The sequence below is a fragment of the Roseovarius sp. E0-M6 genome, from assembly GCF_037083845.1.
In the GTDB taxonomy this organism is placed as follows: Bacteria; Pseudomonadota; Alphaproteobacteria; order Rhodobacterales; family Rhodobacteraceae; genus Roseovarius.
In genome coordinates, this window is sequence record NZ_JBAPLA010000001.1 from 718,853 (window position 1) to 744,354 (window position 25,502).

At 61.3% G+C, this 25,502-nt stretch carries 25 protein-coding genes; 9 read left to right on the forward strand and 16 right to left on the reverse strand.

All coding sequences use genetic code 11. The features are described 5' to 3' along the window. Positions 1 to 158 precede the first annotated feature (158 nt). The 6 genes from gluQRS to V8359_RS03565 all read right to left on the reverse strand — a co-directional run bounded on the left by gluQRS (position 159) and on the right by V8359_RS03565 (position 6,109). Entirely contained in the window at positions 159 to 1,013 is an 855-nt protein-coding gene (gene gluQRS, locus V8359_RS03540; RefSeq protein WP_336427326.1) for a tRNA glutamyl-Q(34) synthetase GluQRS, read from the reverse strand. Beyond that, a complete protein-coding gene (locus V8359_RS03545) occupies positions 1,010 to 1,624 on the reverse strand; it encodes a class I SAM-dependent DNA methyltransferase (protein ID WP_336427327.1) in 615 nt (204 codons plus the stop codon). Before V8359_RS03545 ends, gluQRS begins: the two co-directional genes overlap by 4 nt. A 22-nt stretch (positions 1,625 to 1,646) precedes the next feature. Continuing rightward, on the reverse strand, positions 1,647 to 2,273 hold the full coding sequence (locus V8359_RS03550) for a class I SAM-dependent DNA methyltransferase (protein ID WP_336427328.1): 627 nt from the start codon (positions 2,271 to 2,273) through the stop codon (positions 1,647 to 1,649). A 58-nt stretch (positions 2,274 to 2,331) separates the two neighbouring features. Beyond that, on the reverse strand, positions 2,332 to 3,726 hold the full coding sequence (trmFO, locus tag V8359_RS03555) for a methylenetetrahydrofolate--tRNA-(uracil(54)-C(5))-methyltransferase (FADH(2)-oxidizing) TrmFO (protein ID WP_336427330.1): 1,395 nt from the start codon (positions 3,724 to 3,726) through the stop codon (positions 2,332 to 2,334). An 87-nt stretch (positions 3,727 to 3,813) separates the two neighbouring features. Continuing rightward, positions 3,814 to 5,151, reverse strand: coding sequence for a cytochrome-c peroxidase (locus V8359_RS03560; protein WP_336427331.1), 1,338 nt, complete (start codon positions 5,149 to 5,151; stop codon positions 3,814 to 3,816). 172 nt (positions 5,152 to 5,323) lie between these two features. Continuing rightward, positions 5,324 to 6,109 (reverse strand): enoyl-CoA hydratase, encoded by a 786-nt coding sequence (locus V8359_RS03565; protein ID WP_336427332.1) that lies wholly within the window; start codon positions 6,107 to 6,109, stop codon positions 5,324 to 5,326. A 72-nt stretch (positions 6,110 to 6,181) separates the two neighbouring features. Between V8359_RS03565 and V8359_RS03570 the strand changes: the two genes are divergently transcribed. Together V8359_RS03570 and V8359_RS03575 are read left to right on the forward strand one after the other, a co-directional pair. Beyond that, a complete protein-coding gene (locus V8359_RS03570; RefSeq protein ID WP_442970305.1) occupies positions 6,182 to 6,595 on the forward strand; it encodes a PaaI family thioesterase in 414 nt (137 codons plus the stop codon). A gap of 3 nt (positions 6,596 to 6,598) precedes the next feature. Continuing rightward, a complete protein-coding gene (locus tag V8359_RS03575) occupies positions 6,599 to 7,564 on the forward strand; it encodes a zinc transporter ZntB (RefSeq protein ID WP_336427334.1) in 966 nt (321 codons plus the stop codon). A 146-nt stretch (positions 7,565 to 7,710) separates the two neighbouring features. Here V8359_RS03575 and V8359_RS03580 read toward each other — a convergent pair whose 3' ends face one another. Then, positions 7,711 to 7,944: a DUF1127 domain-containing protein gene (locus V8359_RS03580; RefSeq protein ID WP_336427335.1), complete on the reverse strand. Its 234-nt coding sequence runs from the start codon at positions 7,942 to 7,944 to the stop codon at positions 7,711 to 7,713. Positions 7,945 to 8,038: 94 nt separating this feature from the next. On the opposite strand from V8359_RS03580, the gene V8359_RS03585 reads away from it, so the two are divergent. Together V8359_RS03585 and V8359_RS03590 are read left to right on the forward strand one after the other, a co-directional pair. Next, positions 8,039 to 9,433 (forward strand): aminotransferase-like domain-containing protein, encoded by a 1,395-nt coding sequence (locus V8359_RS03585; protein ID WP_336427336.1) that lies wholly within the window; start codon positions 8,039 to 8,041, stop codon positions 9,431 to 9,433. Between the two features lie 47 nt (positions 9,434 to 9,480). After that, entirely contained in the window at positions 9,481 to 10,371 is an 891-nt protein-coding gene (locus V8359_RS03590; protein WP_336427337.1) for a hypothetical protein, read from the forward strand. A gap of 150 nt (positions 10,372 to 10,521) precedes the next feature. On the opposite strand, the gene V8359_RS03595 is transcribed toward V8359_RS03590, so the two are convergent. Then, a complete protein-coding gene (locus V8359_RS03595; protein WP_336427338.1) occupies positions 10,522 to 11,484 on the reverse strand; it encodes an IS1595 family transposase in 963 nt (320 codons plus the stop codon). Between the two features lie 229 nt (positions 11,485 to 11,713). Between V8359_RS03595 and rplM the strand changes: the two genes are divergently transcribed. The 4 genes from rplM (at position 11,714) to V8359_RS03615 (ending at position 16,583) form a co-directional block, all read left to right on the forward strand. Beyond that, a complete protein-coding gene (gene rplM / locus V8359_RS03600) occupies positions 11,714 to 12,175 on the forward strand; it encodes a 50S ribosomal protein L13 (protein WP_336427339.1) in 462 nt (153 codons plus the stop codon). Next, entirely contained in the window at positions 12,175 to 12,693 is a 519-nt protein-coding gene (gene rpsI / locus V8359_RS03605) for a 30S ribosomal protein S9 (protein ID WP_336427340.1), read from the forward strand. The genes rplM and rpsI overlap by 1 nt, the downstream gene beginning before the upstream one ends. A 224-nt stretch (positions 12,694 to 12,917) precedes the next feature. Then, positions 12,918 to 16,067 carry a hypothetical protein gene (locus tag V8359_RS03610; RefSeq protein ID WP_336427341.1) on the forward strand — a complete coding sequence of 1,050 codons (3,150 nt, stop codon included), beginning with the start codon at positions 12,918 to 12,920 and terminating at the stop codon, positions 16,065 to 16,067. Positions 16,068 to 16,205: 138 nt separating this feature from the next. Continuing rightward, positions 16,206 to 16,583 (forward strand): hypothetical protein, encoded by a 378-nt coding sequence (locus tag V8359_RS03615; RefSeq protein ID WP_336427342.1) that lies wholly within the window; start codon positions 16,206 to 16,208, stop codon positions 16,581 to 16,583. A gap of 80 nt (positions 16,584 to 16,663) precedes the next feature. Here V8359_RS03615 and V8359_RS03620 read toward each other — a convergent pair whose 3' ends face one another. From V8359_RS03620 to V8359_RS03650, 7 genes are all read right to left on the reverse strand, one after another. Continuing rightward, positions 16,664 to 17,281, reverse strand: a complete 618-nt coding sequence (locus V8359_RS03620; RefSeq protein WP_336427343.1) for a TetR/AcrR family transcriptional regulator — start codon at positions 17,279 to 17,281, stop codon at positions 16,664 to 16,666. Further along, positions 17,274 to 18,143: a polyphosphate kinase 2 gene (gene ppk2 / locus V8359_RS03625; RefSeq protein WP_336427345.1), complete on the reverse strand. Its 870-nt coding sequence runs from the start codon at positions 18,141 to 18,143 to the stop codon at positions 17,274 to 17,276. The genes V8359_RS03620 and ppk2 overlap by 8 nt, the downstream gene beginning before the upstream one ends. Positions 18,144 to 18,224: 81 nt before the next feature. Beyond that, complete coding sequence (locus tag V8359_RS03630; RefSeq protein WP_336427346.1) at positions 18,225 to 19,223, reverse strand: DUF3137 domain-containing protein; 999 nt, start codon at positions 19,221 to 19,223, stop codon at positions 18,225 to 18,227. 189 nt (positions 19,224 to 19,412) lie between these two features. Next, on the reverse strand, positions 19,413 to 20,378 hold the full coding sequence (locus V8359_RS03635; protein WP_336427347.1) for an alpha/beta fold hydrolase: 966 nt from the start codon (positions 20,376 to 20,378) through the stop codon (positions 19,413 to 19,415). A gap of 21 nt (positions 20,379 to 20,399) precedes the next feature. Further along, positions 20,400 to 21,332: a homoserine O-acetyltransferase MetA gene (gene metA, locus V8359_RS03640; protein WP_336427348.1), complete on the reverse strand. Its 933-nt coding sequence runs from the start codon at positions 21,330 to 21,332 to the stop codon at positions 20,400 to 20,402. Between the two features lie 50 nt (positions 21,333 to 21,382). Further along, positions 21,383 to 22,243: an ATPase gene (locus V8359_RS03645; protein WP_336427349.1), complete on the reverse strand. Its 861-nt coding sequence runs from the start codon at positions 22,241 to 22,243 to the stop codon at positions 21,383 to 21,385. Between the two features lie 173 nt (positions 22,244 to 22,416). Beyond that, a complete protein-coding gene (locus V8359_RS03650; protein ID WP_336427350.1) occupies positions 22,417 to 23,058 on the reverse strand; it encodes an invasion associated locus B family protein in 642 nt (213 codons plus the stop codon). 425 nt (positions 23,059 to 23,483) lie between these two features. Between V8359_RS03650 and V8359_RS03655 the strand changes: the two genes are divergently transcribed. Beyond that, entirely contained in the window at positions 23,484 to 25,037 is a 1,554-nt protein-coding gene (locus V8359_RS03655) for a helicase HerA-like domain-containing protein (protein WP_336427920.1), read from the forward strand. Positions 25,038 to 25,256: 219 nt separating this feature from the next. Here the strand turns inward: V8359_RS03655 and V8359_RS03660 are convergent, their stop codons facing one another. Further along, positions 25,257 to 25,454, reverse strand: a complete 198-nt coding sequence (locus V8359_RS03660) for a hypothetical protein (protein ID WP_336427351.1) — start codon at positions 25,452 to 25,454, stop codon at positions 25,257 to 25,259. Positions 25,455 to 25,502: the final 48 nt, after the last annotated feature.

Consider the following 25,502-nt stretch of genomic DNA (forward strand, 5'->3'; position numbering starts at 1 on the left):
GGGTGCGCGCTTTGGCGCGAAGATAGGGAATTTGCCGGTGGGGGAAAGCCTGATCCCGGCAGAATGTGGTGGGGGAGCGGCATTATTATCGGGCGGCGGTTCAGGCGGAGAGAAATGAATCCGCTGATTTGCAATCAGAAAGGAGGACGCCGCCGGTTTCATAGTCCGACCATACGGCGGATATCCTGTGGCGTCGCACCCTCGGCACGAAAGGTGGCGATGGCGCGCGCGTCGTCGCGCTTGGCCAGCCGGCGGCCCGTGTCGTCGCGGATCAGGCGGTGATGGTGGTAGGTGGGGGTGGGCAGATCAAACAGATGTTGCAGCAAGGCATGGATCGGGGTCGCCTCGAAAAGGTCGGCGCCGCGGATCACATGGGTGATGTCCTGCGCGGCGTCATCAAGCACCACGGAGAGGTGATAGGATCCCAGAAAATCGCGCCGTGAGAGGACGATGTCGCCAACTTCGTCGCGCAACGCCGCGTGATAGGTGAGCTGTGGGCCCGTGTCGCCATTGGGCCCGGCGCCGGTTTCGACAAATCCGACCGTCGCGGGGGCCGCCGCCGCCATATCAAGGCGCAGCGCTGCGCCTGCGGGGCGCGGGCCAGTGCGGGGATGCCGGTGACGGCATGTGCCGGGGTAAATCAGCCCGTCGGGCCCGTGGAGCGGCGTGCCCTCCTGCGGGGCGGCAGCGGCCGCCGCGATATCGGCGCGGGTGCAGGTGCAGGGATAAAGCAGACCGCGCGCCCAGAGGGTATCGAGCGCCGTCGCGTAGGCCGCAAGCCGATCTGTCTGTCGCATCGGGGGGGCGTCCCACCTAAGCCCGAGCCAGCCGAGATCGTCCTGAAGCTGTGCCTCCCATTCGGGGCGCGATCGGGTCGTGTCGATGTCTTCGATGCGCAACAGGAATCGCCCCTTGGCCGCGCGGGCCATGTCATGCGCCAAGAGCCCTGAAAAGGCATGGCCAAGATGTAGCGGGCCGGTTGGCGACGGGGCGAAACGGGTCGTGAATGTCACGCTTTTTCAATGAGGTATACAGAGGCCTTGAGGTCCCGGGCCGGGATGTGGGCGCCTTTGGTTTTGCGCAGGAGCCGCGCTGCGCCACTGTCGAGCCAGTTGCACAGAGCAGCGTTGTAGCCCGGTTCCGTTGCGAGCGCATGGTCATTGAGGCTCAGACAGAGATGGCCGCCTGCGGGCAGCGCGTGCATCAGCGTCTCGAAGGTTTCGGGCGGCGCCGCGCCGATGCCAAGCACGCCCGCCGCCGCAATCGTGGCATAGGCACCGGGCTCAAGTGGCGGGTCGGCGTCGAGGTCGAGCAAGGAAAGCTGCCTGTAGACGCCTTTGGCGCGAGCCCTTTCCAGCATTGACGCGCTTGGATCGGTGCCGTCGATTACCGTGAACCCCGCCTTGGCCAAAGCTTGACCCGAGAGGCCGGTTCCGCAGCCAAAATCAAGCATCGGTGCGTCAAGCGCGCAACGTCCTGCAAGCATACGGGCCACGCGCGCGGGTGTCGCATAGCCATTTTCGGTCAGTTCGGCATCGTAGGTGTCGGCCCACCGATCATACATGTCCGTCGTCTCGTCCTGCGATGCGGGGCGATAAACGTGGTCTAGAAAATTGTCATTCATGCAGCGCAGTAAAGCACGCCTCTCATGCGGCGTCCAGTTCACGCCCGAGAACGATTACGTCCGCCCCCATACCGGCCTCGGTGAGGTGGGCGCCGTGTTCGCGAAATAACTGCCTGAGCCGGCCCGCCGCGATATGGCTGTCGAGCCGGGCATCATACCCGCCATGGGCAAGGGTGGGGTCGTTGAACGAAAGCGCCAGCAAATCACCCGGAGCGAGGGCATCAATGAGCTGATCCATGGACTCGGGCGGTGCTGCACCCAAACTTATCACGCCAGCCGCGACGATGGCACGATAGGCGCCGGGCGCGATGTCGAGCCGGTCGGCCTTGGCGGTCCAGAGCGTGTCATAGCAGCCCTTGGCGCGGGCCTTGGCGATCATCGGGCCGGATATGTCGGTGCCGTGAAGCGGTGTGATGCCGTGGGTGGCCAGCGTCATGCCCGAAAGCCCCGTGCCGCAGCCATAATCCAGCACGGGCCGGTCGTCATCGGGCAAAAGGGGCATAAGCGCCTCGGCGATGCGGGCGGGGGTGACATAGCCGCGTTCGGTGACGTCGGCATCATAGCTTTCGGCCCAGTCGGCGTAGACGTCGAGCGTTTCATCGACCGGGCGTTCGGTCCAGAGATCGGGTTTCATGTGTTTGTCTGACATGGTCCTATCCTAAACCGTTTCATGAGAAATCTGAACCACAGTGTTCCGCCGCTTGGCGTCAGGATGCGGCGGTTTGAGCGAGGGGTTGGACGGCGTCGGGGTCGCGGCTGAGCGGGTAATCCGAGAGCCATGCCTGCCACGCCGCCTTGGCGCGGTCGGTGTAAGCCTTGTAGCGGTCACGCCGACCCCGGCGGCCCCCCTTGATCCCGTCGACCGGGCGAAAGAGACCGAAATTGACGTTCATCGGTTGAAATGTCTTGGCCTCGGCGCCGCCGGTGATGTGATGGATGAGCGCGCCCATTGCGCTATCCTGCGGGGCGGTTGCAATGTCGTGCCCGGCGATCTGGGCCGCCGCGAGACGGCCCGCGAGAAGCCCCATCGCGGCGCTTTCGACATAACCTTCGACGCCTGTGATCTGCCCGGCGAAGCGGATATGCGGCCGGGAGGTCAGGCGCATCTGGCTGTCGAGCAGTGTGGGCGAGTTCAGGAACGTGTTCCGGTGGATGCCGCCAAGGCGCGCGAACTGTGCATTTTCCAATCCTGGTATCATTTTTAAAACAGAAGCTTGGGCGCCATACTTCATCTTTGTTTGAAAGCCGACGATGTTATAGAGCGTTCCGAGTGCATTGTCGCGCCTGAGCTGAACGATGGCATGGGGTTTGATGTCGGGCGCGTGCGGATTGGTCAGGCCCACAGGCTTCATCGGGCCGTGACGCAACGTTTCGCGGCCCCGTTCGGCCATGACTTCGATCGGGAGGCACCCGTCGAAATATCGGGCGGTTTCACCCTCGTGAAACTCGGTCTTGTCGGATGCCAGAAGGGCATCGATGAACGCCTCATATTGGGCCTTGTCCATGGGGCAATTGAGATAGGCGGTGCGCTCTTCTTCGGTTGCGCCCTTGTCGTAGCGTGATTGCATCCAGGCGCGGGACATGTCGATCGTGTCGAAATGCACGATAGGTGCGATGGCATCGAAAAAGGCAAGTCGGTCGGTCCCGGTTTCCGCCGCAATAGCCTCGCCCAGGGTGTTGGAGGTGAGTGGGCCGGTGGCGATGATCCAGTGACCATCCGCGGGCAATCCGGGGATTTCGCCGGTTTCGATCTGAACGAGGGGGTGGGCGCGCAGGCGTTCGGTCACCGCGCGCGAAAATGCGTCGCGGTCCACGGCGAGCGCACCGCCAGCGGGAAGGCGGTGACGGTCGGCCATGGACATCAGCAAGCCGCCGGCCGCGCGCATCTCCCAATGCAGGAGGCCCACAGCGTTTTGTTCATCATCGTCCGAGCGGAAGGAGTTTGAGCACACCATTTCAGCCAGATCGCCGGTCTGATGGGCGAAAGTGCCGACATTCGGGCGCATTTCGTGGATCACCACAGGGATTCCGTGGGTGGCGGCCTGCCAGGCGGCCTCGGATCCGGCCATGCCGCCGCCGACGATGTGAAGTGTCTGGGTCATGGTCGCGATGTAGGGGATCAGGGCCTGAATGGGAAGGGCCGTAGACCGGAATTCGAGCCCGTGGTCAGGCGGTCGGAGCCGGATGTTTCAGGACGGATCGGGCACCGCGTCGAGCGGCAGGCCAGAGGGCACCATATCCGGTACGCCGAGGCGCGCGCCCTTGTCCGAAATCGGATCTTCGAGCGCACTGAGAAAGGCCATGATCGCGGCCACCTCGGGATCGGTGAGGTCCAGGGGCTTGATCTCGGTCGCGATGCCGATGGCAAGCATCTCGTCGAAATCCTCGAGCGCGTCGGTGTCGGAGCCATCGAGATTGATCTCCGGCAGGCTGGCATATTCAAGCGTGTATTCGGCAAGCATGGTCAGCGGATCGAGGTGGTGACGCACCATGTCCTCAAGCTTCGCGTAGGCACCGTTGTGGCCGAAAGGTGCGGTCAGAGTCACGTTGCGCAGCGACGGTGTGCGAAACCTGTAATGATCTTCTTTCTTGCCGGTGACAAAGCCGCGCCCGTGATCGGCATAACCGCCGGCGCCGTGCCCCTTGCCGGGGCCGAATTGGGGTATGCCGATGGCGTGGAAGGCGTGATCGGTCTGAAAGGTGCCGGAATGGCAGGTGGCGCATTTCGCCTTGCCATAAAAAAGTTGCATGCCGCGGAACTGATCGGGGCCAAGGGCGTCGGGGGCGCCCCGCAGGAACGCATCGAACGCGCTATCTGTGGCGCGGAATTCGAAGGTGATGTAGTCGGCAATGGCGCGGCCCACGTCCGAAATGTGAATCGGCTCGTCCGAGCCGATGATCCAGTCGAACCGAGTGCGATAGGCGGGCACCTGTTCCACCCTTGTCGCGATCATTTGCCATGCACCATCAAGGCCGCGGATGTGTCCCGCTTCGACCGCGTCCGCGACGGGGTTTTCGCCCGGTTGCCCGGCCATTTCGTGATGCGAGAGAAGCGGCAGGATGGCTTGGGCGGCAAGCGCGGAGGACACAGGGCGTTCAAGCTCGAAGCCCGGTGGCATGCGCATGTCGAACCGCTCATAGGTGTCGCGCTCAACGCGCCCATCATGAAAGAGCGTGGTAAATTCGAACGCGCCGAGATTGTAGAGCGCGGGCGCGTTGCGGGGGATGCGTGCGGGAGGCATATTGGCCGTATCGCCGGTCCGGGCAGGGCCAAGCCCTATGCCGCCTTCGCCCAGCGAAAGCGATATCGCATCGCCACTTCCCAAGGCGGGATGGTGGCAGGCAGCGCAGGAAATATTACCGTTGCCCGACAGGATGGGATCGAAGAAAAGATCGCGTCCAAGAAGCACCGAAGTGGCGCCGGGGGTGGGAAAATCCTCGTGGGTGGCGGGGTCAGGAAGGTCCGCGGCGACCGCCACACCTGCGTGGAGGAGCAGAATGCCCAGACCTGTCCATCGTGCCCACATCGGAATAACCTGTGAAAATACAATGCAGTCAAAGTTACAGCCGGGCCGCGTGCGGAAAAATGCCAAAACTGGAAATAATGTGGCGTGAAAATGGAAACATTGTGCCCAAGCACTTAAGCGCGGGCAGAAAACTGTTTTCAGCCATCAGATTACGGGGTGAGCCTGATGTGTTTTATTGAGTCCATTCGGGGGGGCGCTTCTCGATGAAGGCGGAAATGCCCTCCTCGGTGTCGCGCCAAAGCATGTTTTCGACCATGACATCGCCGGTGAAGGCATAGGCGCGATCGAGCGGCATTTCGAGTTGATCATAGAAGGCCTGTTTGCCGATCTTGACCGCCGAGCCAAGCTTGGAGGTGACCTTTTCGGCAAGGGATTTCGCCTCGTCCAGAAGCGTATCCGCCGGCACGGCATGGTTGATCAGCCCGAGCTCCGCCGCGCGCTCCGTCTCGATGAACTCTCCGGTGGTGAGCATTTCGAAAGCTTGCTTGCGCGGTATGTTGCGCGAGAGCGCGACCATCGGCGTCGAGCAGAAAAGCCCGATATTCACCCCGTTGACGCCAAACCGCGTGCCATGCGCCGCCACGGCCATGTCGCAGGAGGCGACAAGCTGACAGCCTGCGGCAGTGGCGATGCCATGTGGCGCGGCGATAACGGGTTGGGGCAGGGCGCGCAGCGACATCATCACCCGGCTGCACCGTGAGAAAAGATCGGCGAAATAGGCTCTGCCGGCGTCTTCGGCCTGTCGTCCGGCGGTCATTTCCTTGAGATCGTGGCCCGCGCAGAACGCCTTGCCCTCACCGGAAAGCACAACGGCGCGGATGCCGGTGTCGTCCTTCAGCGCGTCAAGCTCGGATTGTAGCGCGGCGAGCATGCCATCGCTCAGCGCATTGAGCCGGTCGGGCGCATTCATCCGCAGATGCGTAACGGCCCCTTCGTCGAAACGTTCAAGCAGCGCCATCTTGTCACCCTCCCTTTGTTGTGCTCCTTTTAAGACATACCGCGACGGGGAGGGCAAGCGTTGGGTTTGAAGATGACCGCCGAAGAACTCATGGTCTTTCTTGACCGGGAGTTTCCGCAAGTGACCGGTGATTTCCGAATCGAGGACGTGGGCGAGATGCGCGCGCGGGTGAGGCTTAACGTCGAAGAGCGGCATTTGCGGCCCGGCGGCACCATATCCGGCCCGTCGATCTTTGCGCTGGCGGATGTGACGGTCTATCTCGCGGTGCTGGCGATGATCGGGCCCGAGGGCCTTGCCGTTACGACAAACTGTTCGATTGATTTCATGCGCAAGCCGGCGGCGCGCACTGACCTGATCGCCGAATGCCGGCTGCTCAAGCTAGGCCGGGTGCTGGCGGTGGGCGAGGTTCTCATCTTCTCGGACGGGGGCGATGCGCCGGTCGCCCGTGCGAGCCTGACCTATTCCATTCCGCCAAATCAGGGCTGAGTGATGGGCCGCGCCCCCGAGTTGATCTGTGGCTATGACGTGGATGATGCGGGGCGTGCTCAGGCCACGGCTGTTGATGCGCCACGGCCCGGCGCGGGCAATGCATATCGGTGGCTGCATTTCGATGCGGGCGCGGAGGGGCTTGAGCCGTGGTTGCGCGCGCATCTGCCGTTGCCTGCGGTGGACGCGCTTTTGCAAGCCGAGACGCGGCCACGCTGTGCGAACTTGGCCGACGGCGCGATGATCAATCTGCGCGGTGTCAACCTCAACCCCGGGGCCAACCCCGAGGATATGGTAAGTCTGCGCATCTGGGCCACCGCCGAACTTGTCGTAACGGTACGTCTGCGAAAGGTATGGGCGGTTGATGCGCTTAGGCAGAAGGCCGAGGACGGCCGGGCGCCGGGCAGCGCCGCGGGACTTGTGGCCGCAATGGCCGAAGGGCTGACACGACGGATCGAGGAGGTGGCGCTTGAGCTTGAGGACCGGACGGACGCGCTTGAGGAGCAGGTTCTCGGTGGTGAGGCTGTGCCGCTGGCCCTATTGGCCGAGACGCGCCATACGGTGATCAAGCTGCGTCGCTTCGTCAATCCACAGCGCGAGGCGCTGGACGCGTTGGCCGCGGGGGCTGCCGAGGGCGTGACGGCGCCTGACGCGCTCTTGTCGCTGCGCGAGACGGCGAACCGGTCGGCGCGCAATGTCGAAGCGCTGGACGCGTTGCGTGAGCGGCTGATGGCGATGCAGGATCACCTCGAGGCGCAGCGGGCGCAGACCATGGGCACAAACGCCTACCTGCTGTCGGTGGTGGCGGCAATTTTCCTACCGCTCGGATTTCTGACCGGGCTTTTCGGGGTAAATGTGGGCGGAATGCCGGGTGTCGAGAGCGACGTGGCCTTCTGGGTGCTGTCGGCGGTGTCCGCCGGGCTGGGTGTGGTGCTTTACGTCGTTTTCAAATTGTCGAAATGGCTTTGAAATTGGCGCAGGCCGGATGTGAGTATTTCTGGAAAGATGAAATGCGAAAGCTGTTTCAGGCGGATGATGCGCCGCGCTAAAGCTGTGCGAAAAAAAGGGCCGGGTGCAAGACCCGGCCCAGGGGAAGAGGGGCCGTCACGGGGATGTCACGGCCTCCAGAACGGTTTTGCGGCTTCGTTTCGCGCCGCGGTGGCCGTGAGGCCCAGATCATCAAGCTGTGCGGTCGACAGGTGGCGCAGCGCCAGCCGTGTGCGGTGGCGCGTTGTCCAGACGGCGATCGCATAGGCCACGCGCACCGCGACGCGCGATCCGAGCGGCAGCGTGTCACGGCGTGCAAGCTGAGCAAGGGCGATCTGATCGGTGTGTGTCGGCATATACATTTTGCGACCTCCAGGTATTTGTGTTGATACAATCCGGGGATTGTGTGGATCATAGGTAACGTGTATTCAGATGATGAGCGAGGAAAACATTGTTATGGATACAATTTGGCCCCCAGATTTTGCAAATAGCCGCGATCCGAAGTATATTGTGTTGATACAATCTCTGCGCGCGGCAATCCGGGCTGGGGGCTTGCCCAATGGCGCAAGATTGCCCCCTGTGCGGGAGCTTGCATGGCAGTTGGGCATCACGCCGGGGACCGTTGCGCGGGTGTACCGCATGGCGGTCGAGGAAGGGCTGGTCGAGACAACGGTCGGTCGCGGCACGTTCGTGCGGGGTGGCATGGTCACATCGGCCCCCGAGCCGGAGGACGCGCTTCTGACGTCGGTGCCGCGCGACGAGGTGGATTTTCGGGCCGTTCGTGTGCCCGATCTTGGACAGGCCGAGGTGATCCGGCGCGGTCTTCAGGCGCTCGCGGAAAGTGCGGGCCGACCCTATACCGATTATCCGACCGGAGAAACCGACGCCGCGGCCCGCGCGGCTGTGGCCCGCTGGATCGGACCGGACCGTGCGGGACCGCTTGGCCCTGAGGATATCGTGCTTGGTGTCGGGGCGCAGAACACGGTGATCATGATCCTCCAGGCGCTTCTACACGGGGCGGCGCCGGTGATCCTGACCGAGGAGCTTGCCTATCCCGGTGTCCGCCATGCCGCGCGGCTTCTCAGGGCGCGGGTTGTCGGGCTTGAGATGGACGGCGAGGGCGTTCGCCCGGATCGGATGGAGGCCGCGCTTAGGCGGGACGGGGCACAGGTCTTTTTGACCGCGGGCGATGTTCACAGCCCCACCACGTTGCGGACAAGCGTGGCGCGGCGACAGGAAATCGCGGAACTTGCGCGGACCTATCAGATCCAGATCATCGAAGATGACTGTCACTGTATCTCGCGGCCTGAGGCGCCGGGCTATCGCGCCATCTGTCCCGAGCGGGCTTGGTATGTGTCGTCGCTGACCAAGTCGGTTTCGGCGGCACTTCGCTTTGGGTATGCGGCCTGTGCCCGTGGACAAGCAGACGCGGCGCGGCAGGTGGCGCAATCGTCGTTCTACGGAATGCCGCAGCCGATGCTTGATCTGTGCGCGGACATGCTCGGCTCGGGTGAGGCGGAGCGGATCAGGGCAGAGGTCGAGGCGGATGCGCGTGCGCGGGTGCGCGCGGCGGTCAATCTGCTGGGTCAATGGGACATCACCTGGCGTCCTGAGGTGCCGTTCCTGTGGCTGAACCTGCCGCAGGGGTGGCGCGGGTCGACGTTTACCCGGGCCTGCGAGGCGGAGGGTATTCAGATCAAACCCGCGGACGAGTTCGCCCTGCCGGACGGGCGTGCGCCCAACGCGGTGCGCATCGGCCTGAACGCGATCCGCGAGCCGGGCCGTTTTGAGGCCGCGCTGAGCCGGGTGTCCGCGCTTCTGGCGGCGCCACCGGTGAATGTGGACCTCTAAGTGTGGCGATATTGTACTTGCCGTACCCGCTTGTGGGAGGGTAGGCTGTGATTGAAGTTTGCTTTCCTACTGACCGAAGTGGATTTGCTGTGGCGCTAAGGGCTTTCGTTGATGCGAGTGCGCAAGGTGATGTGTTTTCTGTTGCTGGTATCGCCTTTGGTTTTGGGCGCGCTAAGAAAGCGCAAAAGTGTTGGCGTGAAAATTTCAGCCCACGCGTTATTCATATGACCGACCTGCACAATAGACGCGGTGAATTTGAAGGCATTACCCCCGATGAAGGAGGGCAAATTCTCAAAGAATGCGTTTCGATAGTTAATAAACACATGCAGTTTTTCGCTATATCGTCTTGTCGCATTAGTGAGATGAAACAAAACTTGCATATCCCAGAAACAGGCGACCCAATAATGGATGCCATCTCAAAGGGGGTCAGCTCTCCTTATGCTTGGTGCGTTCACACTGTGATGCACCACCTCGGCCATCTTTCGCACCTTCACTCCGGGTCGCGCTCGGGGATCAGTTATGTGATTGAAGCAGGCGACTTAGGGCAGGGAAAAGTGAAGGAATACATACGATTTGTAGAAGATCACCCATATCCGGCCTTCCGCGCGATGTATGGCTTTGACGGCGCTTCATTTGTAGAGAAGCAAGGCAAAGAAGTATTATTGCAAGCAAGTGATATTCTTTGTTGGGAGTGGGCAAAACACCTACTGAGGAAGGATCAGGGCAAAGGGGTTAGGCCACCACTAGATGTGATATTCGGAGGGCTGGAAGAAACTTCCCAAAAGTATGGCTTTACTGGAACCAGTCAAAAGCCAGGGCGCGGCATAGCCAGCCACTATGAGGGTGATAAGTGGGCGGAGAGTCTGCGGGATTTATGCAAAGAATATTCAGGCCCAGACACCAACTTGCTTGCTAGTCTGTATCGTGAGAACGGTTAGGTGCGCCCACTGATGCAACCCTCTTCATCACCCGCTCCATCGCTTCATCGGCCTCTGTGGGGTTTAGTTCGCCAGCGTCGATCATATCCTGCACGGCCTTTTCGAACCTTGCCGACTGATCTTTCTGGCTTTCCTGCTTTGGCTTTTTCGTCATTGGACACGAGCCGTTTGGTAAGTGAGCCGCTTGCCTACGATGCCAGTAAGCGCAAGGTCTGCGCGTTCGGTATCGTGGACGCCCAGAGCCTGACGGTTGCTGTAGCGGAAGTCAAATTCAGCGAGATAGCGGTGCAGATGCTTTTCCTTGCAATGCTGATACACGCCACGCATCCCGCGCTTGAAGATCGAGAAGTAGCCCTCGATGGTGTTGGTGTGGATGATGCCGCGACCGTACTCGCCGCGACCGTGGTTGACAAAGGCGTGCATGTACTCGGCATCCAGCTTGCCATACAGGCCGCTTTCGTCGGTGATTACTTTTGCTTCTGCATCAAGGTTATCGCGCAGGATCGGCAGAACACTTGCCTTGTCGGCTTTCTTCACATGGAAACTCTGCACGCGCCCAGAGCGGTCCACCAGAGACAACACAGCCATCTTGTGGCCCGATCCGCCATGGAACGAGAACGGCTTCTTGCGGTTCTTTTTCAGACTGTTGTGCTTAGCGCGACGTTCCCGGCCTTCATCGTTGGTGCCGTAATAGGTTTCGTCAATCTCAACGATACCACCACCGCCACCCATAGGGGCCAGATCGCCCGAGCGCATCGCTTCACGGATGCGGTGAGACATGAACCACGCGGTTTTCAGGGTCACGCCCAGAATGCGGTGAAGCTGGTTGCTGCTGATGCCCTTCTTGCTGCCAACCATAAGATAAATCGCTTGCAGCCAGACGTTCATCTTAACGTGACTGCTTTCGAAAATGGTGCCGACCTTGACGGTTAAGGGTTTGCGGCATTTGTAGCACTTGTAGGCTCCAATGCGGGTGGACTTGCCGCCCATCTTGGAAACGCGCTCACGCTCACCGCACTTTGGGCAAGTTGCGCCATGCGGCCAGACACGCGCCTCAACGTAATCATAGGCGGCTTGCTCATCGTGAAAGTGCTTTTGAGACAGGTTAGACATGACGCAACTCCTTGTCTCAACTGTATAACAGAGAAAAGTGGGTACGGCAAGTATAATAACGCCCTAAGTGTGGGGTATAATAATACCGTAATTGCAAGTCATTGTTTTAGGTATATTAATTGCGCCATATGCGACTTGACCGTGCGATATGCGTCTGTATAACCCGCTCATCCACCGGGGGCCCCATGCAAGGGGCCTTCCTTGTCTTACGAAAGAGGGTCTCCTCGTCATGAAAACCTTTTCTGCAAAACCGGCAGATATCGACAAGAAATGGATCCTGATCGACGCCGAAGGTGTCATCTTGGGTCGTCTTGCCTCGATCATCGCCACGCGCCTGCGCGGCAAACACAAGCCGAGCTTCACGCCCAACATGGACATGGGCGACAATGTCATCGTCATCAACGCCGACAAGGTGCAGTTGACAGGCGACAAGCGCGAAAAGCCGAACTACTGGCACACTGGCCATCCCGGCGGGATCAAGAGCCGCACCACGGCCGAAATCCTTGAAGGTAAATACCCTGAGCGCGTGGTCATGCAGGCCGTCAAGCGCATGCTGCCGGGCAACCGCCTGAGCCGCAAGGTGATGACCAACCTGCGCGTTTACGCAGGCTCCGAACATCCGCACGAGGCGCAGAGCCCCGAAGTGCTTGATGTCAAATCCATGAACAAGAAAAACACACGGGTGGCATGATGGCTGAAGAAATCAAAACACTCGAAGGCCTCGAGGCCGCCGTGGGCGAGAACATCGCCGGTGTGCAGGGCGTGGAAGCCGACAGCGCCGTGGCACGCGAGCCCGTGCGCGACGAGCTGGGCCGGTCCTATGCGACGGGCAAGCGTAAAGACGCCGTGGCCCGTGTCTGGATCAAGCCCGGTTCGGGCAAGGTTCTGGTGCGTGATGCCAAGGGCAACTACATCGACTACACCAAGTATTTCGCGCGTCCGGTGTTGCAGATGATCCTGCGTCAGCCGTTCGAAGTGGCCGGTGTGACCGATCAGTTCGACGTGATGGCGACGGTTAAGGGGGGTGGTCTTTCGGGGCAGGCCGGTGCGGTGAAGCACGGCATCTCGAAGGCGCTTCAGCTTTATGATCCCGGTCTGCGCGGCGCGCTCAAGGCCGCAGGGTTCCTGACCCGTGACAGCCGTGTTGTCGAGCGGAAGAAATACGGTCGCCGCAAGGCGCGCCGGAGCTTCCAGTTCTCCAAGCGTTAAGCCGCAGGGCACACAAGACATGGAGGGGGCCGTTCCGAAGGGAGCGGCCCTTTTTACGTTGCAGGGATGAGCCGGGCGCCGTGCGATACGGCCTGCATCCGCTTGGAATCCGCTGAATTGCCAGAGACAGCATTCAGGATTGAAGATGGGCCTTTCTGCCACGCCGCGCTTGTCCAATGTCGCGCGGGGTGTGTAATCTGACGTAGCAGGTAGGAGGCCAGAATTTGGACGCGTCGGCAATACTGACATGCTCGACCAATGTTTTTGACAGTGGCGCGGCGCGCGTCGCGCTTGACGCGGACCTTTTGGTGACGGCGGTCACGCGTGCGCAGGAGCGAATGGCGCAAGACCCATTAGGTGAGCGGACCTTCACGCTCAGTCATGCGCGGGTGGCGGGGCGTGTTGATCTGGCCAATCTTTTTCGGGACCGGCAGAACGCCCTGATCGGACTTTTTTTCAACGATTGCGTCTTTGAGGATGAGATCGACCTGACCGGGTCCGCGCTTTTGGGGCTGAGGTTTCAGAAATGCGGACTTCGGATCGTGACGGGCGAATCCTGCAAGGTGTTTGGAGAGGTGCAGTTCGATCAGGTCTTTTCCTCGGAGGACGAGGGCGCGCGCACCGGGATGGAGGCGCGCGACACGTGGTACGGCACAGGGCGCGGGCCATTGAGCGCGGCGTTTGATCCTGATGGAGATGACAAAGGCGACGACGAGGTTGCGCCGCGCATCGAGGGGGTCTCGCGGCAGGGGCTTTGCCAGATCAATTTCCGCAACGCCGAACTTGATCAGTCGTTCGAGCTGCGCCGGTCGCTTGTCTGTGGGCCGCCACCGCGAGGCCATATCGATTCGTCGAACACAATACTGGTTTACGCGCTGGCGCTTGGCGGTGCGCAGGTCGGGCGAAACGTGTCGATCTATGAGGGTTCGGCGGTTTTGGGTGGACTATCGGTGGCGCGGACACGGATCGGTGGTAATCTTTTTCTGGCGAGCAGCAGGCTTGTTGCGGGCGAGAGTGCCGCGCTTGATGGACAGCAGGCGCGCATTGAGGGGTTCGTGGGTCTGCGCGGCGTCAGGACACGGGCCGGCACAACCATGCCGTTCGAGGCAAAGGGGCTTGTCAATTTCCTGAATGCGAACCTTCAGAGCACGCTTGACCTTTCGGACGCCGAATTGGTGGCCGAACCGCGCGACGCTCTGGTTGCGCTGCAACTGAGCCAGGCGCGCATCGGGGATGTACGGGCGATCTCACCGGATCGGATGACCGATATACGCGGGCAAATTCAGGCGCTTGATTGCGAGATCGAACATTCCATGCATCTTGAGAGCATGCTTGTCCGGCCCCGCCGACTGGCCAATCTGGACGGGGCCAATAGCCAGCCCGGCGAAACGGTGCTGGCCAATTTCACCGGCTGTCAGGTGGGCGGGAGCGTTTATCTCATGGGAGAGTGGCGTGGTGTTGTCCGGATGGCCGAGTCGCGGGTGGGAAATTCGATCAACCTCGGGTTCAACACCGGCCTCAAGCTGATCAGTCCGCCCAAGGCGGCGAATGCGCTGATGCTGGATTCGACGACCGCCGGGATCGGGCTTGAGATCGGCCTGATCGAGGTCGATTCCGAGGGTAGCTGGCTGGCGATGCGCAAGATACTTGGCGCGCCCGGCAAGATCGACTGTCGGGTGACACCGCTGAGTTTCGTGAAAGACGGTGAGCTTTGGGAATTCTCGGTCACGTTCCGTGGACGGCGCCATTTCGGGGAGGCGTTGAGGGTTGGGCGGCATGTGCAACTTCTTGAAGGAGCTGGCCCGGCGTTTCTAAAGGCGTTTCGGCGGCGCGACCTGAGCTTTGAGAGCGATGAGCAGAAAAAGGACTACCTTCGGCTTTTCTGTGGAACCTTGATGGGCGATGCCGGGCATTTCCGCATTGTCGAGCCCGGCGACTGGAGCTGTGACCGGCTTCCCGCGTATTGCCGCGCCTCGGTCGAGCCGCTGCGCCTGATGACGGGTGACGAGCTTGCCCAAGCCGGCAAGGCAGGTCTGAGCTTTGGGGCCCACGCGACGATCTGGTATGCAGATAAGTTGTTTCGGGCGAAGCTGGCCGTGCATGGGCGCAATCATGTGGTCGAGATGCTGAGTGATGACGAACTTCATTCGGACCTGCCCACGATGACATGGCCCGCCAAGCCGCTTTTCTTTGTCGAGGACGGGGTGCCAGTGTATGGCGAAAACTGGCCGCGTGCGCCGATCCTTCATGCGGAGCCGCGTTTCGAGACGATGCCACGCCGAATGAAGCGATGCATCGCCAAAGCGCGCGGAGTGACGGAGGACACATTCCGCATGCGGCCCACGGTGGGCCTGAGAAATTGCCACTTCGGAAAGCTGACGGATGATCATGGCAACCGCTGGCCCAAGTCCATCCGTCTTGACCTGTCGGGATTGACCTATGACGCGGTCGAGATGCCGGACCCGCGCAACAAGGTGGTGAAGCGCAAGGCGGCGCGACACAAGATGGGCGAGACATGGCGCAAGAATCCCGGTGCCTTCTGGTTTGTGTGGATGCTTATCATCGGGTCTGCGGGGCTTCTCCTGCTGTTGATTGCCGAGGAGGTCGCCACCGCTGTGGAGGCCCGCAACTACGGCCTTTTCGCGATCTGGGCCGGGCTATTTCTGTTGCTTGGTCTGGGCGCGCGCGCCCGACGGCATATGAACCCATTGCGCGACGCGGCGCGGTCGTGGCGCAAGCGACGCAGGTGGCTGAGACTTCAGTTCTATGACTACGTCCCGACACGCGACGAGTTCAATCCGCAGCCCATGGAGCAACTGGCGCAGGTGATGCGCCATCAGGGCGACGAAGAAGGTTTCCGGCGCATTTCACGGCTGAAATCGCGTTGGCAGAACCGGACGCAGACTTTCGTTCTGCTGCGCCCGTTCATCTGGGTTTTCGGCATGGCCTTCGGGTATGGATTCTCGGTCTACCGGTCGCTTGTGACCTTTGTGGGGCTTTTGGTTCTGGGGGTGTGGGCCACGCATCTGGCGCTGGAGCGGGAGATACTTGTTTTGAACGCGAGCCCCGATGCGGCCTTTGTGGTGCCAGAGGGGCGCGCGTTGCCGAACCAGCCATGCCGGGACGAGATCCTTCCGGTGCTCTTTGCGCTCGATAAATTCGTGCCGCTGATCGAGCTGGGGCAGGAACGTCTTTGCCGTGTGCGGTCCGAAATGGCGGTGGGCGCCGGGGTGCCGTTCTGGTCGCCACGCGTGGTTGATACGCCGCGCTTCTGGCAGGTGGCCGGATCGATCTACAAGCTGCTGGGGTGGATCGTAAGCTCGATCCTTGTGCTGACCTTGTCCAAGACGCTGCGCCGCTCCACCGGTGAATGATACGGCGGGGTCTTGCCGTCGCGGCGTTTGCCCGCCAAGTCGTTTCGACTTGGACATGCGGCATCAAGTAGAATCAAAACTGCACGCAATGGTCGGGGCTGCGTTGCGGGCGACAATGACAGAGTAGGGAGTAAAGGTATGAAAGTTTTAACCACATGTATCGCCGCCTTGACCCTGAGCGCGGGGGGCGTCAGCGCGCAAGCCTGGATTCATGACCGGCTTGCGGGGGCCGAGGTCGTCTATGAGACCGGCAACGACGCGCCCGCGCCCACCCAAAGCTGGGACAGCGAGGGCGGCACGGTTTATGATAGCGGTCAGCCGCTTCTGGGCCAGCATACCGGTTTTTGGGAGGTGCGGCATGGACAATACTGTTCGTATTTCGGGCCTGTCGATCATCGTGACCGGGATTGGACCTGCTGGAACGTGGAATTTCCCACCGAGGACACCGTGGTGTTCAGCGCACCGCCCGGCCCGTGGATCGGACCGCGCGAGGTGACGGGCCGGTTCGTGCGCTGAAACCGGTGTGACCATGTCTTTTTGCCTTCGGCGAGGATATTTTTAGCAAAAAGAAAGGCGGGTCGCGGCCCTGAGTGGTCTCAGTGATCCGGCGGCACGAGCCCGAGGCCGCGCAGGTAGATGCCGACGCCTGTTTCCAGAAGATCCTCGGGCGGGAAGGGCGACTGGCTTCCGGGGGAGTTTCGCGCGAAAAGCTCGACGACGCCATGGCTGAGCGCCCAGATATGAGCCGAGAACATCGCGGGCGGCGGGCGCTTCTCGGGGGGGATGTGTTGACTCAAGGCTTGGGCCGCGCGTTCGAACCCGGCGCGGGCCCGCGCCGCCACGGTGGCCAGTTCGGGCGTGCGGTTGACCGAGATACCGCTTTCGAACATCGCGATGTAATGGCCCGGAAACTTGCGCGCGAAGGCAAGATAGGCGCGGCCCGTGGCCTCGAAACTGGCGAGGGCGGAGGGCTGACCCTCATTGAAGGCATGCTCCATAAGGTCAGCGAAGATCACGTAACCTTGGCGCGCCGCCTCGGCGATGAGATCGTCGCGGCCGGCAAAATGGCGATAGACGGCGGCCGGGGTCACGCCAGCCTGCTTTGCGGCCTCTGAAAGCGTGAAGCCCGCCGGGCCCTTGACCTCGATCAGATCGAGCGCGGCCTCGACAAGGGCCTGACGCAGGTTGCCGTGATGATAACCGCGTTTAGGCATTCCAGATGCCGGGGCCGCCACAGACCTGAGCATCGGGGGTGCCGAGGGCGCGCGTGTTCTTGCCGGGATAATCGAGACGCGAGAGGACATGACGGATCGCTTCGAGCCGCGCGCGGCGTTTGTCGTCGGAGCGGATGATCGTCCACGGTGCGGCCTCGGTATGGGTGCGCTGAAAGGTTTCGCCGATGGCGGCGCTGTAGGCGTCCCACCGGTTCAGCCCCTCGACGTCGATCCACGAGAGCTTCCATTGTTTAAGGGGGCTTTGTTCGCGCTTGAGAAAGCGGCGCAACTGTTCTGCACGGCCTACATTGAGCCAGAATTTGACGAGGATCACACCGTCATCGACCAGCATACGTTCGAAATCGGGGGCTTGGGCGAAGAAATGTTCGCGTTGTTCATCGGTGCAGAAATCGAACACCTTTTCGACCACGCCACGATTATACCAGCTTCGATCAAAGAAGACGAGTTCGCCGGCGGCGGGCAGGTGATCGATATACCGTTGGAAATACCATTGTGACTGTTCCGTATCGTTCGGTTTGGGAAGCGCTACCACGCGCGCGCCGCGCGGGTTCAGGTTTTCGCGAAACCGTTTGATCGTGCCACCCTTGCCCGCCGCATCGCGCCCCTCGAAGACGAGTGCGAGACGCGCTCCGGTCTCCTTGATCCACGCCTGCGCCTTGACCAGTTCGATCTGAAGGCGGTCCATGTCCTGATCATAGGCCTTGCGGGGCAGACGCTCGGAATAGGGATACGAGGGATCGAGGACATCGCCCTTTTCCGCGCGCCGGATGGCGTTGCGCACGTCCGCCGGGGCGGTTTCGTTGAAATAGCTGCTGATTGCGCCGTCAAAGGGCAGCGACATGGGCCTCTCCAGTTCTGTTTTTTGCAAAGTATGGCCTGTGCGGTGCCACAGCGCAATCCGGTGCGCTGCTCTCGAAACGCTTCAGCCGTCGGGCCTGTCGCCATGGAGCCGGTCGATGATACGGCGCACAATGGCGAGATCTTCGAACAGGCCGTGCAAGTCCTCTTCTACGTCATGGACGGGTTGCCGCAGACCGCCCATCTCCATGAAGCCTTCTTTACGCTCAAGCGCGAGGAAGAAGTCAGACTCCCGGAACCCGGCGCGCATGGCGCGGGTGCCCTTGTCGCCCCCCTCGGAATGGGCGATGGCAAGCAGGCTGTCGAGGAAGGGGTCCGGCATGATGCGGCGGGCCGCGTCAGGATCGTCGGCATAAACGGCGAAGGCGGCCTCGAACTCGGCGTGGTCGAAATGCACACGGGGCTTAGAGCGCCCTGTGCCGAAGGCGAACATTTCACCCAGAGCATTGCCGAAGCCACCAAGTTCACGCGCGATGAATATGTCTGTCGGAACCCGCTCGGGCACACCGATGCGGATAAGCAACCCTTTGAAAACTGTGGTTGTCTTGCTGTTGTCGTCGTTACCTCCGGACCGCCGCCGAAGATGTGCCTCGACCAGTTCGAAATCTGTATCGCGATAGGTGCCTTCAAGCCGGTCTTCGAGATTTGTGCGGTTGAAGCTTCCGATGAGGCCGAGGCCTTGGGCGCTGTCCAACGGAAACCGCCGGGAGGCGGTTTTGTCATGCGAAAGGTCACCGAGGAAACGGCAGACGCCGGGCATCACGGCTTCGGACATTGTATTGTCCCATTGGCGCGCCTGACGGTGCCACAGAAAGGCGGCGATCAAACCCCCGAAAACCAACGGCACGATTGAGCCCACGAGCCGACCTTCCATGTCGCTGGCGGTCAGGAGAGCATAAAGAGCGATGAGCGCGGCAATCGCGAGCGGAATGCCCGCATGCAGCATCGCCTTCTTCAGGAGCGCCTGACGATGTGCCTCGGCTTCGTTCAGTTTCGATGCGATATCCGATTGAAAGACGTCCGAGAAACCCGTTTCGATAGGTGCGCGTTCCGTGAATGTCATGTCCCCTCCGTTGCTTTAAAGCGTTTCGCCTTTAAGCTGAGACATCAGCGAAAGGCGAAACGCGTTCAATGCCTGAATGTCGCGCTGCGTTTCGCGAAAATCTGTGATCCAAGTTTTTCGCGAAACGCTTTAGATCCACAACGGTAACTGGCGCCGCAGGGAACTTGCAAGGGAGGTGCGCCGGATACGTCAGCGCAGACCGGCGCGTGCGGCGGCACGGTCGATTGCGGCGACGGTCGCTTCGGGGTTCGTGTGGTGGGGCATGTGGCCCACACCTTCAAGCCGTGTGAGGCGGGCGCGGGGCGCCTGTTTTACCAGCTTTTCGGAATGGACTTCGATGGGCACCGTATCGTCGGCTGTGCCATGCACGATCTCGATGGGCATGGTGAGGGTCGCGGGATAGCGCTTTGACATCTCGACTATATGAGGCCGTAGACTGGTCACTTGTTGACCGTTGGCGCGCAGAGCCTTGCGGCGCAGGCTCAGATCGGCACCGACGTATTCGATATAGCCCTTTGGGGCGGATTGAGGCGCGAAGATGCCTTCGATCGCGGTTTCGATGCGCGATTGTGGTGCGAGTGCTGTGATCAGCGGCACGACCGTGGCGCCACCCACGGAAGAGCCCGTCAGATTGTAGAGCGTGCCAAGTTCACCGGGCCACGGGTTCGAGACGCCCGCAAGGATGACCAGCGCCGAGGTGTCGCGCGGCTTGGACAGGCCCCATGCGAGGGCCACCGCGCCGCCGTAGGAGTGGCCGACCACCACGGGAGATGTCACACCCAGTTCCGCCGCCGCCTGTTGCAGAAGTGCGGCCTGTTCCTGTGGGCTTTCGCCTTTGGTGCTGCCGGGGCCGCCATAGCCGGGAAGCCGTTCGGTCCAGCCATGGCCGGGGCGATCAAAGGCGATGACGCGATAGCGCGCAGAGAGCCTCTCGGCGAGGTCAAATGTAAAATCCCGCAGGTTGCCGCTCGCGCCATGAAGAAGCACGATATCGGGTCCGGTGCCGCGCACCCAAGCATGCACGCGCGTGCCGCCCACATCGACGAATTGCCCGATTGGCGGGTATTCGGCGCGCGCGTCGGCTTCGCGCCTTTCCGCGAGAAGGGAGCAGCCCCCGACGAGTAGTGCGAGGCTGGCGAGCGATATCCAAAGCATCCCGGCCCTCATGTCATGACCTCAGGCCGTGGCCTCGCCGATGCGGTCCATGTCGAAGGGCGTGGTTTGATATATCTGATTGATCCAGTTGCCATACAGCAGGTGGGCGTGACTGCGCCAACGGTTCTGTGGCTGGCACGCCGGATCGTCATCGGGGTAATAGTTACACGGCAAGGCGATCGGTGTGCCATTCGCAATGTCACGGTCATATTCCTGTTTTAGCGTGTCGCTGTCATATTCAAGGTGGTTGAAGATATAAATCGCCCGGTGGCCCGGATCCTCGACCAGACAAGGGCCGACGTCATCGCTGTGCAAAAGAATGGTGAGACCGGGCGCGTCGGCAATTTCGGCGGCGCGCATTTCGGTCCAGCGACTGACAGGAATGACGCAATCGTCCGAAAATCCGCGGAGATAGGGCGACGAGGGGGCCATGTTGCGGTGCCGGAAACAGCCGAACGCCTTTTCCGAGAGCATGTGCTTTGCGACGCCGTGAAAGTGATTGATCATCGCCATACCACCCCAGCAGACGCCGAAGGTGGAGTGCACGTGGGACTGGGTCCAGTCGAACACCTGGCGCAATTCCTCCCAGTAGGTCACGGCGTCGAAATCCAGATGTTCTATGGGCGCGCCGGTGACAATCAGCCCGTCGAACTTTTCGCCGCTCTCGGCCACCTCGGAGAAGGGGCGATAGAAGCTTTCCATATGATCGGCGGCGGTGTTGCGGGCCTGATGTTCGGTCATGCGAATGAGGCTCAGCTCGATCTGAAGCGGCGTTGCGCCGATCAGACGGGCGAACTGGTTCTCGGTCTGGATTTTCTTGGGCATCAGGTTCAGCAGCCCGATCCGCAGCGGGCGGATATCCTGACGATCGGCCGCGTCCGGGTCCATGACCATGACACCTTCGCGTGTGAGCACGTCGAAGGCAGGCAGGTTGGCTGGAATCTTGATGGGCATGGGATGGAGTCCGGTCGGTTAAACGAAAGGTGAGAGTGTATATTGCGGGTTTAGCTGCGCAAATCGAGGGCCCGGGCGACGAGATCGTCGAAATCGCCTGCGTCGCGAACCTCGGCAACGTCGGATGCAGGCAGGGTGATACCCCATTTGCGCATCGCCTCGTAACGCGGTTCGCGGTGAGCGAGGGCGCGGGCATATGTCCAGCGGATGAAGGCGTCGGGGTCCACGTCGGTCGGGGCGACACCGTGGCTCTGGGTGTAGTCCTCCCATGCGGCGGCCAGAAAGGCGGGCTGATAGGCCATGGGCTTGGGCGCGCGGTCAAAGCGCCGGACCAGTGCTTCGGTATGCGCGTCGCTGCCTTGTAGGTAAACGAGCAGGCAATCGCGCGAGAGTTCGGTCAGGAGCGGATCGGCGGGATCGTCGCCATCGACCCATTCACAAATTGATCCGCCCGTGTCGCAGATGAAATGGGGATAGCCATAGAGGGCCTGTGCGCGGCTGATGAAATGGCCTGTGTCGCGCAGTGCCGCGATTTCGGCAGTGCGGAACTGTTCCTGACGGCGGGTATATTCGGCGATGTGCAGACCGCCCTTGGCCGGATCGCCCGGCTTGCCCAGATAGGTCGAGACGGGGGCGAGGTTGTCGAACGTGATGTTCGAGCCGATATAGATCGAGTCCGTCAACAAAAGGTCGCGCAAAAAGGGCACCTGCATGGCGTGCGCCTTGGCGTTGTCGGCAATGAGTTCGCCCATGTAGCGGGTGCCGATGCGGTAATCTATCGAGTAGTGAAACCATCCGCCCGCGTCGCGCAGCATGTTGGCAAGGTGGGTCTTGCCCAACCCGGACATGCCGTAAAACAGCACGCGCTTGTGGGTGGCCTCGCGCCAGTCTTTCGCGGAATTGTAGATCATCGCCTCTGTCCCCTTGTTTCAGACGTCGTAGCCAGACGGACGGAGGGCGTCAATCGCCGTGGGTGTGGGCGGAATGCTCTTGATGTGTGATTAAGGCGTCATGACAAAACGCCCTCGCGGCGGTTGGCTTCGCGAGGGCGTTGCATTGGGGCGGGCAGGCGGCCCGAGCGCGATCAGTTCTCGATGATCGAGACGTTGTCGTAGGCGGCGGTGAAGCCCGAGAGCGAGGCCGGGATGCCGACCGTCTGATCGGGGGCTTGCGCCGGCACGATGGTGACGGTGGCGTTGGCGCCGCGCTTGAACGCGGTCACGTCATCTTCGGTCAGACCGATCTGTGCAACACAGCCCGACTGGCTGCAAAAGCGGAAAGGATAGCTTTTTGCCGGGCCGCCATCGACCGAGATTTTCACCTCTTCTGTCAACAGTGTGAAGAGCGGGGCCGTGACCGTGGCGCCGGCTTCGGCGGGGCCACCTTCCTTCAGGCGGAAAATGGTAAATTCGGCTGTCGGGTTGCCTTGCTCGTCCGTGAGAAGCTGAAACATCTGGCAGGGATCTTCTTCGGCCTGCGTGCGGAAGCAACGCATTTGCCAGTCGCCGTATTCTTCCTTGATGTAAGTGGGATCCTCCTGAACCTCACGCCCGAGATCGAAATCGCCGCCGCTCTCTTCGGTTTGGCCTTCGGCGGATTCTGCCGGTTCATCTGTGCTCGTCGCCTCGGTCTCGGCTTCGTCTGTGGCGGTGTCCTGAGCAAGCAGCGGCGCGCCGGCAAGCAGCAAGACGGTGCTCAGGGTTGTGAAAGAAAGCGTTTTCAGCATGTCATCCCCATCGAATAGGTTGCGGGTTTATGTGTTAGGTTCGGTCGGCGGCGACCTATCACGGCGCGCCGGGGCTGTCAGGATTAAATTCCAGCAAGCTTGGACGCGCAAGGCGGAAATTCGCTCTTGGCCGGGTCACTCAAAGTGAAAAAGGGGCCAGACGGCCCCTTTCTCGTGTCTCTCCCTGCCGGACTGGCCGACTTAGTATTGCCGGAACGCTAGGGCAGAAGCGACGTGCCGTCAACAGTCAATAAACCGTCGCGTTCGCACAAAAAAAGACCGCATCCGAAGATGTGGTCAGTCTGACAGGGAGGAAGTAAATCCAGGTGCCAGAGGACATGCGGCACCGGATGCAATTCATACTGGCAGGTAAGGGTTAAATTAGTATGTTCAAGCAGGACAAACGGGGATTGGAGGGCAGTGCGATGGCAGAGGAGGTCTTTATCGGAGGCGGGGGGCCGGGCTATGAAACCCGGCAGGGTCTGTCGCTTGGCTATGCCAATCGGCATGGTCTGATCGCCGGGGCCACCGGAACGGGCAAGACAGTCACGCTTCAAATCCTGGCCGAAGGGTTCTCCGCCGCTGGCGTGCCTGTCTTCCTGTCGGATGTGAAGGGTGATCTGTCGGGGCTTGCCGCTGCGGGGAGCGAGACGTTCAAGCTCCATGATGCGTTTATGAAACGGGCCGCGACCATCGGGTTTGATGATTTCAGCTATGATGCCTTTCCGGTCACCTTCTGGGATTTGTTCGGAGAGCAGGGCCACCCGGTGCGCACCACGGTGGCCGAGATGGGGCCGCTTCTTCTAAGCCGGTTGATGGAACTGAGCGAGGCGCAGGAGGGCATCATGAACATCGCCTTCCGCATCGCGGACGAAGAGGGGATGCCGCTTCTGGATCTCAAGGATCTTCAGGCGCTTCTTGTTTGGGTGGGCGAGAACCGCGACACGATTGCGATGCGCTATGGCAATGTCTCTCCGCGGTCGGTGGGCGCGATCCAAAGGCAGTTGATGGTGCTTGAGAACCAAGGCGGTACACAGCTTTTCGGAGAGCCCGCACTCGATCTCGATGACCTCATGCGCCATGATGACGGCGGACGCGGGCGTATAAATATTCTGGCTTCGGACAGGCTCATGGGGGCGCCCCGGCTTTATGCGACGTTCCTTTTGTGGCTCCTGAGCGAGTTGTTCGAGACACTCCCCGAGGTGGGGGATCCCGAGAAGCCCAAGCTTGTTTTCTTTTTCGACGAGGCGCATCTGTTGTTCGATGACGCGCCCAAGGCGTTGGTGGACAAGGTCGAACAGGTTGCCCGGCTGATCCGGTCCAAGGGAGTCGGGGTTTACTTCATCACACAGAATCCCGACGATGTGCCCGAGGACATCCTCGGGCAACTTGGCAACAGGTTTCAGCATGCCCTGCGGGCGTTCACCGCACGCGATCGGCGCGCCCTGATGCGCGCGGCGGAGACCTATCGCCCCAACCCGCGCTTTGAAACGGTGGATGCGATCCGTGATGTCGGCGTGGGCGAGGCGGTGACCTCCATGCTGATGGACAAAGGCGTGCCGGGGGTCGTCGAGCGCACGCTAATCCGGCCACCATCCTCCAAGCTGGGCTCGATCGACCCTGCGGCGCGCGCCCGCGTTATGGCCGCGTCACCGATGGCCGGGAAATACGACAAAACGGTGGACCGGAACTCGGCCTTTGAGATGCTCAGGACACGGGCCGAAGCTGCGGCCAAAGCGGCAGAGAAAGCCGAGGATGCGGCAGAAGAGAAGTCGGTCGCGGAGCGTGAGTTCAACGCGGGCCGGCGCTATTCCGGTACCAAGGTCGGGCGCTCATCGTCGCGCCAGCAGGCGCAGGACGAAGGGATAGGGGCCTCGATCGGGCGGGCCATCACGGGTGTGGTGGTCAAGGAGCTTAAGGGCACGACGGGCCGCCGCATTGTGCGCGGCATCCTTGGCGGGCTTTTCAAGGGACGGTGAGGCGGCGTGGTCTTGCGGTGCCCGGACCGCTCGGGTCACGAAACGCGAAGGTCCGACACTACCTAAAGCGTTTCGCGAAAAACCCGGATCACAGATTTGCGCGAAACGCAGTGCGACATTCAGGCGTTGCACGCGTTTCGCCTTTCGCTGATGTCTCAGGTCAAAGGCGAAACGCTTTAGTTTCGGGCTCGGGCGTTGCTTGAATGACGGTTTCGCTCTTCAGTTGGCGATACCGAGCGTGATGAACAGGCCAAGGGTCAGGATCGCGAGAACCATCTGCATGTCCTCGTCGCTGGTGTCGGTTGCATCTTGTGCAACGACTTGCGGCTCCATCACCGGTTCGGAAAGAGTGCCCGCGGTTGCCGCGGATGCGCTGAGTCCTGCCGCAAAGGTCAGGTAGAGTAGCTGTCTTTTCACGATTGCCCCCAAGCTTAAGACTTTGTGCAGTTTAGGCGTCACCTCGGG